The organism is Nocardioides sp. (assembly GCF_036267815.1).
Taxonomy (GTDB): Bacteria; Actinomycetota; Actinomycetes; order Propionibacteriales; family Nocardioidaceae; genus Nocardioides.
On record NZ_DATAVI010000044.1, the window covers coordinates 1 to 14,139 of the forward strand.

At 72.0% G+C, this 14,139-nt stretch carries 12 protein-coding genes; 7 read left to right on the forward strand and 5 right to left on the reverse strand.

The window, feature by feature from the left end:
* The coding region (locus VHW64_RS09495) for an MFS transporter (protein WP_329650297.1) at positions 1 to 580 on the forward strand (580 nt) is incomplete at its 5' end.
* Here VHW64_RS09495 and VHW64_RS09500 read toward each other — a convergent pair.
* Positions 464 to 1,102 (reverse strand): DedA family protein, encoded by a 639-nt coding sequence (locus VHW64_RS09500; RefSeq protein ID WP_329650298.1) that lies wholly within the window; start codon positions 1,100 to 1,102, stop codon positions 464 to 466. The two genes, VHW64_RS09495 and VHW64_RS09500, sit on opposite strands and share 117 nt — an antisense overlap.
* A gap of 297 nt (positions 1,103 to 1,399) precedes the next feature.
* Entirely contained in the window at positions 1,400 to 2,413 is a 1,014-nt protein-coding gene (locus tag VHW64_RS09505) for an NAD-dependent epimerase/dehydratase family protein (RefSeq protein ID WP_329650299.1), read from the reverse strand.
* A 102-nt stretch (positions 2,414 to 2,515) separates the two neighbouring features.
* Between VHW64_RS09505 and fbaA the strand changes: the two genes are divergently transcribed.
* Entirely contained in the window at positions 2,516 to 3,559 is a 1,044-nt protein-coding gene (gene fbaA / locus VHW64_RS09510; protein ID WP_329650300.1) for a class II fructose-bisphosphate aldolase, read from the forward strand.
* A 263-nt stretch (positions 3,560 to 3,822) separates the two neighbouring features.
* Here fbaA and VHW64_RS09515 read toward each other — a convergent pair whose 3' ends face one another.
* Entirely contained in the window at positions 3,823 to 5,358 is a 1,536-nt protein-coding gene (locus VHW64_RS09515) for a DHA2 family efflux MFS transporter permease subunit (RefSeq protein ID WP_329650301.1), read from the reverse strand.
* Positions 5,359 to 5,457: 99 nt separating this feature from the next.
* Here VHW64_RS09515 and VHW64_RS09520 point away from each other — a divergent pair, with 99 nt between their 5' ends.
* A complete protein-coding gene (locus tag VHW64_RS09520) occupies positions 5,458 to 5,871 on the forward strand; it encodes a DUF3151 domain-containing protein (protein ID WP_329650302.1) in 414 nt (137 codons plus the stop codon).
* A gap of 18 nt (positions 5,872 to 5,889) precedes the next feature.
* Here VHW64_RS09520 and lysS read toward each other — a convergent pair whose 3' ends face one another.
* Positions 5,890 to 7,626 (reverse strand): lysine--tRNA ligase, encoded by a 1,737-nt coding sequence (gene lysS / locus VHW64_RS09525; RefSeq protein WP_329650303.1) that lies wholly within the window; start codon positions 7,624 to 7,626, stop codon positions 5,890 to 5,892.
* 351 nt (positions 7,627 to 7,977) lie between these two features.
* On the opposite strand from lysS, the gene VHW64_RS09530 reads away from it, so the two are divergent.
* Positions 7,978 to 8,964 (forward strand): DNA-binding response regulator, encoded by a 987-nt coding sequence (locus VHW64_RS09530; protein WP_329650304.1) that lies wholly within the window; start codon positions 7,978 to 7,980, stop codon positions 8,962 to 8,964.
* An 85-nt stretch (positions 8,965 to 9,049) separates the two neighbouring features.
* On the opposite strand, the gene VHW64_RS09535 is transcribed toward VHW64_RS09530, so the two are convergent.
* The gene (locus VHW64_RS09535; protein WP_329650305.1) at positions 9,050 to 9,961 is read right to left on the reverse strand and encodes a diacylglycerol/lipid kinase family protein; all 912 of its coding nucleotides are present in this window, start codon (positions 9,959 to 9,961) and stop codon (positions 9,050 to 9,052) included.
* Positions 9,962 to 10,102: 141 nt separating this feature from the next.
* Between VHW64_RS09535 and VHW64_RS09540 the strand changes: the two genes are divergently transcribed.
* The 3 genes from VHW64_RS09540 (at position 10,103) to purD (ending at position 13,963) form a co-directional block, all read left to right on the forward strand.
* A complete protein-coding gene (locus tag VHW64_RS09540; RefSeq protein WP_329650306.1) occupies positions 10,103 to 11,386 on the forward strand; it encodes an adenylosuccinate synthase in 1,284 nt (427 codons plus the stop codon).
* 81 nt (positions 11,387 to 11,467) lie between these two features.
* Complete coding sequence (locus VHW64_RS09545) at positions 11,468 to 12,709, forward strand: APC family permease (RefSeq protein ID WP_329650307.1); 1,242 nt, start codon at positions 11,468 to 11,470, stop codon at positions 12,707 to 12,709.
* A 9-nt stretch (positions 12,710 to 12,718) separates the two neighbouring features.
* Positions 12,719 to 13,963, forward strand: coding sequence for a phosphoribosylamine--glycine ligase (gene purD, locus VHW64_RS09550; RefSeq protein WP_329650308.1), 1,245 nt, complete (start codon positions 12,719 to 12,721; stop codon positions 13,961 to 13,963).
* The last annotated feature ends 176 nt before the right edge of the window (positions 13,964 to 14,139 follow it).

The following is a 14,139-nucleotide window of genomic DNA, read 5'->3' on the forward strand; positions in this document are numbered from 1 at the left end:
GTCCTGGATGCCGGCGACCACGATCAGCTTCGCCGTGGCCGGTGCGACCGCGTCGCTGGTGACGCGCATCGATCCGAAGGTCCTGCTCACCTTCGGCCTGGCACTCGTCGCGGTCGGCCTGGCCATCGGCGTCGTCGCCGACGAGCACTCGTCCTGGGTGATGCTGCTGCCGGCGCAGATCGTGAGCATGATCGGCTGCGGGCTGTTCAACCCGGTCGTGAGCGGGCTGGTTTTGCGCGAGAGCCCGGCGGGTCAGGAGGCGCTGTCGGCTGGCATCAACGACGCGGCACGCCAGACCGGCATCGCGCTCGGCGTGGCCGTCCTCGGTGCCCTGGTGCCGACCGGAGCGATCCTCGGGCAGCACGGTGCACACGAGTACGTCACCGGCATGCACCACGCGCTGTGGCTGTCGGCCGCGGTTGCCGCCGCCGGAGTTGCCGCTGGCTGGTTCTTGATCCGCCGCTCACTCGTTGTCGCCGGTGCGAGCGCGGCGCCGTCCCGCGAGGTAGTGGATGCCGGCTGGGACGAGCGAGAGCAGCACCACGACGACTACCGCGTAGTCGATCCAGCCCTTGTGTGAGCGGACGAAGTCGATGTGCCCGAGCGCGTGACCGAGCAGCAGGATCCCGTCGGTCCACACGATGGCGCCGATGATGCTGGCGACAAGGTAGGTCGTGAAGCGCATCTTGCCCACGCCGGCCATCACCGTGGTGACGGTGCGGACGATCGGCACGAAACGGCCGAGCAGGATCGTGATCCAGCCGAAGCGATCGAAGAACGCCTCGGATCGGGCGACGTACTCGGGACGGAACATCTTCGAGTTGGGCCGATCGAACACGACCGGCCCAGCTCGGTATCCGATCCAGTAGCCGGCCACGTTGCCGAGCACGGCCGCGATCGGCGCCACGATCAGGTACGCGGCCAGCGAGGTGTGGATCGTCCCCACCGCGAGCGCGATGCCGGCCGAGAGCAGCAACGTGTCGCCGGGCAGGAAGAAGCCGACCAGCAGGCCGCACTCGGCGAACAGGATGATGGCCAAGCCGATGAGACCGAAGCTGCTGAGCAGGTGGTCCGGCGCGATCGGGTTGGCCAGCAAGTGCATCCGAGGAGTCTATGAAGCCACTACCGTCGTGCCCGCATCTTCCTCAGCTCGGCGCGAGGGTATTCAGCTACTCGGCCGAGATCGCCCAGCGGCCGTCGATGGTGACACCGAGTGGCTCTGCCCCACCTGGCTTTGCCCGGCTGGCTTTGCCCCGGCTGGCTTTGCCCCGGGTACGCATGCTGCTGGCGCGGCGCAGCGTGGCTACGCGGGGCAAGGCTGATCGGGCAGGCCGGCTCTGCCCCGGGTACGCATGCTGCTGGCGCGGCGCAGCGTGGCTACGCGGGGCAAAGGTGAGTGTTAGCGGGCGTGCCAGGCGGCGAGCAGTTCGCGCTCGCGGTCCGGGCCCAGCCCGGGAGTCGATTTGGACGGTTGCCAGCCGCCCTCGACGGTCTGCTGCCATGCCCAGGTGTCAGCGACGGTGTCGGCCAGCGGTCGCCACGCCAGACCGGCCGCCTCGGCGTCCTCGCTGTGGTGGGCGAACACGCTGGGTGCCTCGGCCAGCGGCACCCAGAGCGGGATCTCGGTCCACGCCGCCACCTCTTGCGTGCCCAGCCAGTCGTCATCGACGTAGCTGAACGTCGCGCCGGACCCGGTCGCGGCCAGGCAGGCGGCCATCAGGTCTGCGCGGGTGTCACGGGTGCTCGGGCCGGGCGTCTCGAACGTGCCAGCCGCACGCGACAGCGCGAACCGGGCCAGGTCGCGCGAATCGATGAGCGCGACATGGTCGTCGGGGCTGCCAGGCACGAGCACCTCGCCCCCGCGCGAGACCCGGTCGACCCACCACGGCAACCGACCGACCTGACGGTCGTCCGGTCCGACGATGCAGCCACCGCGCAGCAATGCAGATCGGTCAGCCCCGAACGCCCGGGCCACCGCCAGCTCGCAGCCGACCTTGAGCCAGCCGTAGGACGCGCTGGCATCGAGGTCTTCGGGCACGTCGTCGCGGGTGGCATCGGGGCTGCCGTCATGCGGGCCGCGGGTGGTGTAGTCAGGGTCTTCGGGCCAGCCGGGATAGGCGTTGATGCTCGAGATGAACGCGTAGTGATCAGCCGAGCCGGCGAGCACGTGCGCGCTGCGCGCGACATCGGCCGGCACGTAGCCGCAGGTGTCGACGACGACATCGAAGTGCCGCCCGCGCAGCTGTTCCAGGTCGGCGTCAACGGTGCGATCGCCAACGAGCTGATGCGCGCCGTCGGGCGTCGCCCCCGACTTGCCGCGGTTGAAGACGGTGACGTCGGCGCCCTGCTTGAGCGCTTCGCTCACCACCGCCCGTCCGAGGAATACCGAGCCGCCGATCACCAGAACGTCCATGCCGATCAGTCGATCACGGGTGGACGGATGGGGACAGCGAGTTTCGCCGAGCGCGTACGAGATACTTCTCGGCGACGCGCCGCAATCCCCTGGAGGTCACGCATGCCCATCGCCACCCCCGAGAGCTACGCCGACATGCTCGACCGGGCGAAGGCCGGCGGCTTCGCCTATCCGGCGATAAACGTGACGTCGTCGGAAACGATCAACGCCGCGCTGCGCGGGTTCGCCGACGCGGGCAGCGACGGCATCATCCAGGTCTCGACCGGCGGCGCCGAGTTCGCGTCCGGTACGGCGATCAAGGACATGGTGACGGGCGCGGTCGCACTCGCCGAGTACGCGCACGTGATCGCCGCGAAGTACCCGGTCCAGATCGCGCTGCACACCGACCACTGCCCGAAGGACAAGCTCGACTCTTACGTCCGTCCGCTGCTCGCCATCTCGCAGGAGCGCGTCGATGCCGGCAAGGCACCGCTGTTCCAGTCGCACATGTGGGACGGCTCGGCGGTCGAGCTGGAAGAGAACCTGCAGATTGCGGCCGAGCTGCTCGAGAAGGCGGCTGCGGCCCACATCATCCTCGAGGTCGAGATCGGTGTCGTCGGCGGCGAGGAGGACGGCGTCGAAGGCGCCCTGGACGAGAAGCTCTACACCACGCCTCACGATGCCCTCGACACCGTCGAGGCACTGGGCCTCGGCGACAAGGGGCGCTACCTGACCGCCCTGACCTTCGGCAACGTCCACGGCGTCTACAAGCCCGGCAACGTCAAGCTACGACCGGAGATCCTGAAGAAGGCCCAGGACGCGATCATCGAGAAGTACGGCACCCACGCCGGGTTCGGGCCGGGGTCGCTCCCGCTCGACCTGGTCTTCCACGGCGGGTCCGGGTCCTCCGAGCAGGACATCGCCGACGCGGTGTCGTACGGCGTCGTCAAGATGAACGTCGACACCGACACGCAGTACGCCTTCACCCGGCCGGTGGTGGATCACATGCTCCGCAACTACTCCGGGGTGCTGAAGGTGGATGGGGAAGTGGGGGACAAGAAGGTCTATGACCCCCGGGCGTGGGGGAAGGCGGCGGAGGCGGGGATGTCTACGCGCGTCGTCGAGGCGTGCTCGAACCTGTCGTCCACCGGGCACACCCTGAGGTAGCGCAGGCTTGCGCGTTGGCCGAGCTTCTGGCCAACCCCGCTCGACGCCCGGGGCGGAGGTCGATGCGGCTCGGTGGCTTCGCTGCGGCCGGTACTCAACGTCGTCGGGTCGCTCGCGTAGGCGGCCCTCGCATCGCACACGCCGCGTCGACCTCGCCCTGGGGCGAGCGGGGGTGGTGGTCCCCACTGTGCGGTGCGTGCGGGTGTCGTCTGGTGGCTTGGTGGTGGGGTGCGTGGGTGGGTCGGAACACGCAGCGCAACGGGTCAGTGGGTGAGGGGGTCGGGGGCGGGGGTCTCGGCTGGGGTGGTCGCGGCCGTTGGCTGGGGGGTAGCACCGCCGCGGGGGGTGAGGTGGCGGGGGAGCTGGAAGAAGAGGACCGAGACCAGTCCGAGGACCAGCACCGCTGCGGGCAGCAGCATCGCGTCGGACATCGCCTGGCTGAACGGGTCGCGCACGATCGCCGGCAGCTGGTGGAGGGCGCCGTCGGGCTCGGCGCCCCCGGACAGGCCGTGGGCGGCGATCCGGGAGTCGATCAGGACCGCGATCGCGGCCGAGCCGAGGACCGCTCCCACCTGACGGGTGGCGTTGTAGACCCCGGATCCGGCGCCGGCCAGCTGCATCGGGAGGTTGCGCGTGGCGGTCGCGGCGAGCGGGGCCCAGATGCCGGCCATGCCGATCCCGAGCACCGTCATCGCGGCCAGGATGTGCCAGACCGGACCGGTCGCGGTCAGCGAGCGGGAGACGAGGTAGATCGCGAACGCCGTCACGGCGAAGCCGACGCCCGTCAGCAGCCGGGGGTGCACCTTGTCGGTGAACCGCCCCACGATCGGGGCCAGGATGATCGACATCACCGCCATCGGCACGAACAGCAGCGCGGACTGAAGGGGGGAGTATCCGCGGACGAGCTGGGCGTAGAGCATCGTCGGGAAGCCCATCGCCGTCGCCGTGAACGACATGGTGGAGATCGCGAAGTTGGAGATCGAGAAGTTGCGGTCGTCGAAGAGCCGCAGTGGCACCAGCGGCTCGACGCGGTTCTTCGCCTGCCAGACCACGAAGGCCACGAACAGCGCGACGCCGCCCAGGATCGAGACCATCACCCAGCCGTTCCAGTGGTACTTGTGGCCCTGCTGGATGCCGAAGACCAGGAAGAACATCCCCAGCCCGCTCAGCGCCACGCCGAGCCAGTCGAACCGGTGGGTGTGCGTGGGCAGCGACGGGACCAGGCGCACCGCGAGGAAGAAGCCGATGACGCCGACCGGCACGTTGATGAAGAAGATCCACTCCCAGCCGAGCGCGTCGACCAGCACCCCGCCCAGGATCGGACCGACCAGGGTCGCCACGCCCGCCGTCGCGCCCCACAGCGCCATCGCCTGACCGCGCCGGTCGGCCGGGAAGATCCGGGTGATCACGGCCATCGTCTGGGGCGTGAGCATCGAGGCGCCGAGCCCCTGGACGACCCGCGCCGCGATCAGCATCTCGATGGAGTTGGTCAGACCACACCAGAGCGAGGCCAGCGTGAAGACGGTGAGGCCGACGAGGTAGAGGTTCTTCGGGCCGAACCTGTCGCCGAGGCGGCCGGTGATCAGCACCGGCACGGCGTAGGCGAGCAGGTAGGCGCTGGTCACCCAGACCACGCTGTTCACATCGGCGTGGAGGTCGGAGATGATCGCCGGCGTCGCGACCGTGACGATCGTGGTGTCCACCAGGATCATGAAGAAGCCCAGGCAGAGCGCGAACAGCGCCGGCCACGGCCGCACGTCTTCGGGGACCGCGTCTCGGGTGGGGGTCTGCTGCGCCATGACTGAAGTCAACACCTTCCCGCCGACATCGATTCCTGGTTGTGGAGCCGGCTGTCCTGATGACGGCCGGGCGAGGCTCGATCTGACAGGCTGGGCGGCATGAGCTTCCAGGACCTGATGGCCGGACCGCCGCCGACGCACCTGCCGCCAGATCCGGCGTCCGGGGAGCTGGAGCGCGGCGACGCCCCCGCCGCCGTCGTACGCCGCCACCCGGCCTCACCCACCGCCTGGGCGGCGCTGGCGCAGCAGGCGCGCGACGAGGGCGCCGACGACGTCACGGTCTACGCCTACGCGCGGGTGGGCTACCACCGCAGCCTGGACCTGCTGCGCCGCAACGGCTGGAAGGGACACGGCCCCGTGCCGTGGGAGCACGAGCCCAACCGAGGCTTCCTGAGCGCCCTCGCGTTGCTGGCGGTGTCCGCCCGGGCCATCGGCGAGGACGACGAGTGGCAGCGCTGCTCGGAGTTCCTGCGCGACTCCAGCCCGGCCGCCGCAGACGCCCTGCTCGGCTGACCCGCGCCCGGCCGCCGGTCAGGCACCCAGCAGGGACCGCACCCGTTCGGCGCCCAGGGCGACGATCAGCGTCGGCAGGCGCGGGCCTCGCTCGGCGTCGACCAGCAGGTGGTAGAGCAGCCGGAAGAACGCCTTCTGGTCGGCCTTCACGTCCTCGGTCGGGGCGTCGTCCAGCGTCATCCCGCGCGCCAGCTTGGGCACGCCGTAGACCAGCGCCGTGACGGCCTCGAGCTCGAGCCGGCCGTGGAGCCCCGCGAGCAGCAACGAGAGCCACTCGCGCTCCTGCGGCGAGAGGGCCGCGACGGCCGCGGCGTCCGGCTCGGTGCGGACCGTGGTGCGCTCGTCGGTCGGCACGAACTCCTCGGTCCAGGCCATCGCCCGCGCGAGCCGCGGCTCGAGCTGGTCGACGGAGTCGTGGGCGTAGCCGAGGTCGGCGACGACCCGGCTGACCTGCTCCGGCTCGCCGGCGGTGACGTCGGCGACCGAGGACAGCGTCCGGAACGGCACCACCACCTCGGGCGCTGGCAGCGCCCCGGCGGTCGCCGTGGAGGCCGCGCGCTCGTGGGCGAGCACCTGGACGTCGCGTCGCTCGGGGTCGGCGGCCTTGCGCGACAGGGCGTCCCACTCGTCGTACAGCCGGACGACCTCGGGGCCGAAGTCGATGTCGAAGGTCTGCCGCGGCTGCCGTCGGACGTAGAGCCAGCGCAGGATCCCCGGCTCGAGCACCCGGAGCGCGTCCTGCGCGGTGGGGGCGCCGCCGGCGGACGACGACATCTTCTGCACGCCGGCGAAGCCGACGAACCCGTAGCCGAACCATGCCGGCCGGGGGTAGTCCCACACCGACTCGACCAGCTCGTGGCCGACGGTGAACGACGACCCGGGGGTCGCGTGGTCCATGCCCGCCGGCTCGAAGTCGACGCGCTCGAAGGCCCAGCGCATCGGCCAGTCGGCCTTCCAGACCAGCTTGCCCTCGTCCTGCGTGGCCAAGGTGGTGGTGCCGTGGTAGCCGCCGAAGGCGCAGGTGTAGGCCAGCTCGGTGGTCTCGTCGTCGTAGGCCGTGACCGTGGTCGTGTCGCGACCGCAGTCGCGGCAGTAGGGCTTGTAGGGGAAGTAGCCGACGTCGGCCGTGCCCGCGCCCGCCTCGTCCTCGTCGTCGTTGGCGACCGACTCGGCCAGCGCCTCGGCCTCCTGGGCGGCGTGGTCGCCGGTCTCGTCGGCGGACGTCTGGCCCTCGGCCCTCTTCGTGCGGTACTTCGCCAGCACCGCGTCGATGTCACGGCGCCGGCGTACGGCGCGCAGCACCTCGTCGCGGTAGACGCCCGCCTGGTAGCGCTCGGTCTGGGAGATCTCCTCCATGTCGACGCCGAGCGCGTGCAGCGCGGTGACGATCGGCTCCTTGAAGTGGTCGGACCAGGACGCGTGGCAGCCCCAGGGGTCGGGGATCGCCGTGTACGGCCGGCCGATGTGGTCGGCGTACGACGGGTCGACCCCGGCGGGCACCTTGCGGAAGCGGTCGTAGTCGTCCCACACGTGCAGGTGACGCACCGGCACCCCACGGCGCCGTAGCTCGTCGGCCACGAAGTGGGGCATCAGGAACTCGCGCAGGTTGCCCAGATGGACCGGGCCGGACGGCGAAGCGCCCGACGAGCAGGTGACGGGCCCGGAGGCCCCGGTCCTCTCGTGGTGCCGGATCGCGTCGTCGGCGGCGCGGGTCACCCAGTCGTGGGGCGCGCGGGTCGGCTCGGATCGGGACATCGAGATGGTTCTCCTGCTGCGGCGGGGCGGACGGGCGGCCACGGTATCGCGCGGGAGAACGACGCCTCCCGCCGGTTTCTCGCCGCGACACCGACGCCGGCCGACGCCGGCCGACGCCGGCCGACCCTGGCGGACCCTGGCGGACCCTGGCGGACCCTGGCGGAGCCGACGTGGGGCGAAATGCGGGGAGGGCGCCCGCCTTGCGGCCGACGCCCTCTCGACGAACGGCCGGATCATCCCCCGATGTGTGCCGGCCTAGCAGCCCCGTCGCTGCCCGTCTGGCATCATCATGGCCTTTTGGAACGGTCCAACAGCCGGTCCTCGCGGTCAGTGGCACTAAACTGCCACCTCGTGGCACGCAGACGAGCGGTCTCGGTCCTCTCGGCGCTCGGGCTGAGCGCGGAGGACGAGCGTCGCTACCAGCAGGTGCTCCCGCTCAGCGGCTCGACGCTCGCCGAGGTCGGGACGGCGCTGGGCGTCGAGGCCGCCCGGGTGCCGGCCGCCCTCGGCGCCCTCACGTCGCTCGGCATCGTGCGGGTCGAGGGCGAGCGCGTCCTGGTCCAGCGGGTCGACGAGGCGCTCGAGTCGGCGATCGCCCGCGAGGCCGACGCCGCCCTGCGCGCCCGCGACCGGCTTGCCGACCTTTCGCGCGCCGTACCGCTGCTGGTCGCCGCGGGCACCCGCCCGGCTCCTGGCGAGGTGGAGGACGTCTGGGCCCTGGACGGCGAGCTGAGCACCGGCGGCAACGCGCTCGAGCTGCTCACCGACCTGATCGAGCACAGTCGGGGTGACCTGCTCTTCCTGCGTCCCGACGCCTGGCTGATGCCGCGCGAGTCCGCCATCTCCCAGGTCGTCGGTCGCGCCGTGGAGTCCGGGCGTCGCTCGCGCGCCGTCTACCCCCTGCGGGCGCTGCACGAGGCTCCCGAAGCCCTCCACCTCAGGGTCGAGGCCGGCGAGGAGGTGCGGCTCATCGACGACATGCCGACCCGGCTGATGATTGTCGACAGCACCCATGCGGTGCTCCCGGAGCCGCTCGGCTACGCCGACTCGCCGCGCCTGCTCGTCCGACAAGGCGCGCTGGTGGCGGCTCTGACCCTGCTGTTCGAGCAGTACTGGGAGAGGGCGGTGCCGGTCTCGGAGCTGTCGGGGCAGCGGAGCAGCGAGCGCGTGTTCCTACTGCGCCAGCTCCAGGCCGGCGCCAAGGACGAGCAGATCGCACGCACGATGGGTCTCGGCCTGCGCACGGTGCGCCGTCGCGTCTCCGACCTCATGATCGAGCTCGGCGCCGACACCCGGTTCCAGGCCGGCGCCGAGGCCATGCGCCGCGGCTGGCTCTGACGTTGCGCTTTTCGGGTAGTCCCTGACGATTGTGCTGCTCTTACGACGCGTCGGCGACCCGATCGTCAGGGACTACCCACAAACCCTAGGGCCGGACGAACGAGTAGGCGCCGGGCTCGACATGCCAGCTGCGCTGCCGCTCGGGGCCGCTGACCTCACCGTCGGCGCTGATCCAGAACGCGCTGCCCGAGACCGTCACCTGGGAGCCGGTGAGGTACTGCACGTCGTCGCGGCGGTGGTGCTGACCGCGGGTGAGGCGGAGGGCGTAGCCGAGCTTGGCCACCGTCCCGACGGCGTGGGAGACCATCACGTCGACCTTGCCGTCGGCGGGGTCCGCCTCCGGAGTCAGCTCGGTCCCGCCGCCGACGCTGGCGCCGTTGCCGATCGCCACCATCAGCACCGGCCGGTCGACATCGGTCACCAGCCGGCCGTCGACCTCGACGTGCAGATGGACGCTGGGGGGTTGGAAGGCCGACTGGACGACGCCGATGGGGTAGCCGAGGCGGCCGAGGCTGACCCGGCCGACGCCGATCGGGCCGAGGCGCTCCTTCCACCGGGCGCCCCGCCGGCTGGCCTGCGCCCCGGCGCCGACGTGGACGCTGTTGACCACGACCTCGCCGAGCTCGTCCACGATCAGGTCCATCGGGGTGGGGCGACCGGTCAGCACTACCTCGGCGGCCTGCCGCAGGTCGAGCGGGACCCCCGCCGACCGGGCGAAGTCGTTGCCGGTGCCGGCGGGGAGGAGGCCGATCACCGTGTGGCCGAGCTCGTGGCGGCGGTACAGAGCCGCGACCACCTCGTGCAGGCTGCCGTCCCCGCCGGCGACCACGATCCTGCGTGACCCGGCGCGTTGGAGCACTCCGTCGAGCTCGCCGGGATGCGACGTGGTCTGGATGTCGACCGAGCATCGCTCCCTGAGCACGTCGAGGGCGTCGCCGAGAGCCCCGCCGACAGCGGTCCCCGCGTCATCGTTGGTGATGACGAGGAGTGGATCCACGGCCCGGACCATAGCCGACGCCCGGGCAGCGGCGACTCCCCCCGTGGGGTATGGTCGCGACCGCCCGAGCCGCCTCGGCCGAGACCGCACCGAGTCGAGCCGGCCCCCGCCGTCCCCGGCTGCCCCCGTGCAGGAGGTCCGATGCCCGCGATCGTGGTCCTCGGAGCCCAATGGGGCGACGAAGGCAAAGGGAAGGCCACCGACCTCCTGGCCACCACCGAGTCCATCGACTTCGTCGTGCGCACCAGCGGTGGCCACAACGCCGGGCACACGATCGTGGTGAACGGCGAGAGGTTCGCCACCCACCTGCTCCCCAGCGGGATCCTGACGCCGGGTTGCACGGCCGTCATCGGGAACGGCGTCGTGGTCTCTCCGGAGGCGCTCTTCCGCGAGCTCGACGGCCTGGCGGCACGCGGGGTCGATGTCTCGCGCCTCGTGGTCAGCGCCAACGCGCACGTGATCGCGTCGTACCACCAGACCATCGACAAGGTGACCGAGCGGTTCCTGGGCAAGAACAAGGTCGGCACCACGGGGCGCGGAATCGGGCCGGCATACGCCGACAAGGCGGCGCGGGTCGGCATCCGGGTGGCCGACCTGTTCGACGAGAAGATCCTTCGCGACAAGATCGAGGCGAGCCTCGAGGTCAAGAACCAGCTCCTCGCCAAGGTCTACAACCGTCGCGCGGTCGACGTCGATGCCGTGGTCGAGGAGCTGCTGGTCTACGTCGACCGGCTGCGGCCCGTGGTCGCCGACACGTCGTTGCTCCTCAACGACGCGCTCGACCGCGGCGAGACCGTGCTGTTCGAGGGCGCCCAGGCCACGATGCTGGACGTCGACCACGGCACGTACCCGTTCGTCACCTCCTCCAGCGCGGTCGCCGGCGGGGTCTGCACCGGCGCCGGCGTCGGCCCGACCCGCATCGACCGCGTGATCGGGGTGATCAAGGCCTACACGACCCGCGTCGGGTCCGGGCCGTTCCCCACCGAGCTGTTCGACGAGGACGGCGAGAAGCTCTGGAAGATCGGCGGCGAGGTCGGGGTCTCGACCGGCCGCGACCGGCGGTGCGGCTGGTACGACGCGGTGGTCGCGCGCTACGCCACCCGTGTCAACGGCCTGACCGAGCTCTTCTTGACCAAGCTGGACGTGCTCTCCAGCTGGGAGCGGGTGCCGGTCTGCGTGGCCTACGACGTCGACGGCGTGCGCCACCACGAGATGCCGATGACCCAGACGGAGCTCCACCACGCCCGGCCGGTCTACGAGCACCTCGACGGCTGGTGGGAGGACATCTCGGGCTGTCGGGAGTTCGCAGACCTCCCGGCGAGCGCCCAGGCCTACGTCCGGGCGCTGGAGGACCTCTCGGGGACCCGGATCTGGGGAGTCGGCGTGGGGCCGGGCCGTGAGCAGATCCTCTCCGTCCCGCACTGACACCCGCCGCGACGGACTCCAGGCGGGCCCCGAGCAAGCCCGGTCAGGCAGGTGCGACACCGTGGCCGTCAGGCTGACCCTGTGAACGCTCCCCTGGCCCGGCGACTGGGGCTGGGCGACGCCGTCTTCATCGGCCTCGGGTCGATGATCGGCGCGGGGGTGTTCGCGGCGTACGCCCCCGCTGCTCGCGCGGCAGGCACCGGCCTGCTGCTCGGCCTGGCGGCCGCGGCCGTCGTCGCCTACGCCAACGCGACCGCCTCGGCCCAGCTCGCGGCTGCCCATCCCCGCGCCGGGGGCACCTACCTCTACGGCCGTGAGGTGCTCGGCGAGTGGTGGGGCTATCTGGCCGGCTGGGGCTTCATGGTGGGCAAGACCGCGTCGTGCGCCGCGATGGCGCTGACCTTCGCGGCGTACGCCGCGCCGCATGGCTGGCTGCGCCCGGTCGCCGCGGCCGTGGTGGTCGTCGTCGCGCTGGTCAACTGCGCCGGCGTCAGCCGGACCGCCCTGGTCACCCGCACGGTCGTCCTCCTCGTGCTCGTCGCCCTCGCGGTGGCGGTCGTGAGCTGCCTGCGTGGTGGGTCGGCGCACCACCTCGACGGCTGGACCTCGCCCGACCACGGCGCCTACGGCGTCCTCCAGTCGGCCGGGCTGCTGTTCTTCGCGTTCGCCGGCTATGCCCGGATCGCCACGCTGGGAGAAGAGGTCCGTGACCCGGTGCGGGTCATCCCGCGGGCTATCGTGATCGCACTCGGCGGCGCGGTGGTCGTCTACGGGCTGGTCGCCGTCGGCGTCCTCGCGGTGCTCGGCGGACCCGGCACCGCCGCGTCGACGGCTCCGGTGGCCGATGCCGTGCGCGCCACCTCGGACGGCTGGGCCGTCGGGGTCGTGCGGGTCGGGGCGGCGCTGGCCTCGGCGGGGGCGTTGCTGGCGCTGGTCGCGGGCCTTGGCCGGACCGGGCTCGCGATGGCGCGCGAGCGCGACCTGCCGGGCTGGCTGGACGTCGTGCACCCGCGGTTCCAGGTGCCGCACCGCGCCGAGCTGACGGTGGCCGGAGTGGTCGTGGCGCTCGTGCTGACGACCGACCTGCGCGGCGCGATCGGCTTCTCGTCGTTCGGCGTGCTGCTGTACTACTTCGTCGCGAACGCCGCGGCCTACCGGCAGCCGGACTCGCAGCGGAGGTTTCCCCGCTGGCTCCAGCTCCTCGGCTGCGCGGGCTGCGTGCTCCTGGTCGCGTCCCTGCCCTGGCCGTCGGTCGCGGCCGGTGTCGCCGTGACCGCCATCGGCGTCGTGGTCCGTCTCGGGAGGCTGCTGGACCGCCAGTAGGGTTGCCGCGTGGACGTCCTCGTGGTCGGGTCCGGCGGTCGGGAGCACGCCCTGGTCGAGGCCCTCGCCGCCGATCCCGGCGTGGGCGTCGTGCACGCCGCGCCGGGCAACCCGGGCATGGCGGCGCGCGCCAGGCTGCACGACGTCGACCCGATGGACGGGCCGGCTGTCGCGGCACTCGCGACCTCGCTGGGCGTGGCACTCGCGGTCATCGGACCCGAGGCTCCGCTGGTGGCCGGCGTCGCCGACGCCGTCCGGTCGGCCGGCGTCGCGTGCTTCGGGCCGACGGCTGCCGCCGCCCGGCTCGAGGGGTCCAAGGCCTTCGCCAAGGAGGTCATGACCTCGGCGGGCGTCCCGACCGCGCGGGCCCGGGTGTGCGAGTCCGACGCGGAGGTGGCGCTCGCGCTGGACGCCTTCGGGCCGCCGTACGTCGTCAAGGACGACGGGCTGGCCGCGGGCAAGGGGGTCGTCGTCACGACTGACCGCCAGGAGGCCCTCGACCACGCGAGGGCCTGCGGCCGCGTCGTGGTGGAGGAGTACCTCGACGGCCCCGAGGTCAGCCTCTTCGGGCTCTGCGGTTGGAACGACGCCGACGGCGCGACGGTCTACCCGCTCCAGCCCGCCCAGGACTTCAAGCGCATCCACGACGGCGACGGAGGCGCCAACACCGGCGGGATGGGCGCCTACACACCCCTGACCTGGGCGCCGCCGGACCTGGTCGACGTGGTGACCCGCACGGTCCTCCAGCCCACCGTCGACGAGCTCGCGCGGCGAGGCACGCCGTTCACCGGGCTGCTGTACGCCGGCCTCGCGCTGACCTCGCGCGGGGTCCGGGTCGTCGAGTTCAACGCCCGCTTCGGAGACCCCGAGACCCAGGTGCTGCTGCCGCTCCTGGTCTCACCTCTGTCTCCGCTGCTCCTCGGTGCGGCCACCGGCACGCTCGCCGACGTGCCACCGCCGGCCTGGAAGCCGGGTGGCGCGGTCACCGTGGTGATGGCCAGCAAGGGCTACCCGGAGACCTCCTCGAAGGGCGACGTCATCGCCGGGCTCGACGCGACACCGGACGGGGTCGTCGTCATCCACGCCGGTACGGCGCTCGCCGACGGACAGGTGGTGACCGCGGGAGGGCGCGTCCTGGCCGTCACCGCCGCCGGCCGCGACGTCGCCGACGCCCGCGCGCGCGCCTACGAGGGTCTCTCGGCCATCTCGTTCGCCGGTGCGCAGTGGCGCACCGACATCGCCGCCGGTCGATGACCGGGCCGGCTGCCGAGCACCGGCCGGCGGGTGGGCCGCCGTACCTCGAGCCCGGTGACGTCGTCGCCCGGCACACTACGGTGCCAGCCTCGACCAGCTGCGCGTGGTGCGAGACGACGAGCGCGGGCCCGGCTCGGGCGGACCTCACTGAGGTGATGCCTGAGCATCATTCCAGA

What these genes read in the sequence shown, in the direction of transcription:
- VHW64_RS09500 (WP_329650298.1), bottom strand. Translation starts at nt 1,102, where the DNA reads ATGCACTTGCTGGCCAACCCGATCGCGCCGGACCACCTGCTCAGCAGC.
- VHW64_RS09505 (WP_329650299.1), bottom strand. Translation starts at nt 2,413, where the DNA reads ATGGACGTTCTGGTGATCGGCGGCTCGGTATTCCTCGGACGGGCGGTG.
- fbaA (WP_329650300.1), top strand. Translation starts at nt 2,516, where the DNA reads ATGCCCATCGCCACCCCCGAGAGCTACGCCGACATGCTCGACCGGGCG.
- VHW64_RS09515 (WP_329650301.1), bottom strand. Translation starts at nt 5,358, where the DNA reads ATGGCGCAGCAGACCCCCACCCGAGACGCGGTCCCCGAAGACGTGCGG.
- VHW64_RS09520 (WP_329650302.1), top strand. Translation starts at nt 5,458, where the DNA reads ATGAGCTTCCAGGACCTGATGGCCGGACCGCCGCCGACGCACCTGCCG.
- lysS (WP_329650303.1), bottom strand. Translation starts at nt 7,626, where the DNA reads ATGTCCCGATCCGAGCCGACCCGCGCGCCCCACGACTGGGTGACCCGC.
- VHW64_RS09540 (WP_329650306.1), top strand. Translation starts at nt 10,103, where the DNA reads ATGCCCGCGATCGTGGTCCTCGGAGCCCAATGGGGCGACGAAGGCAAA.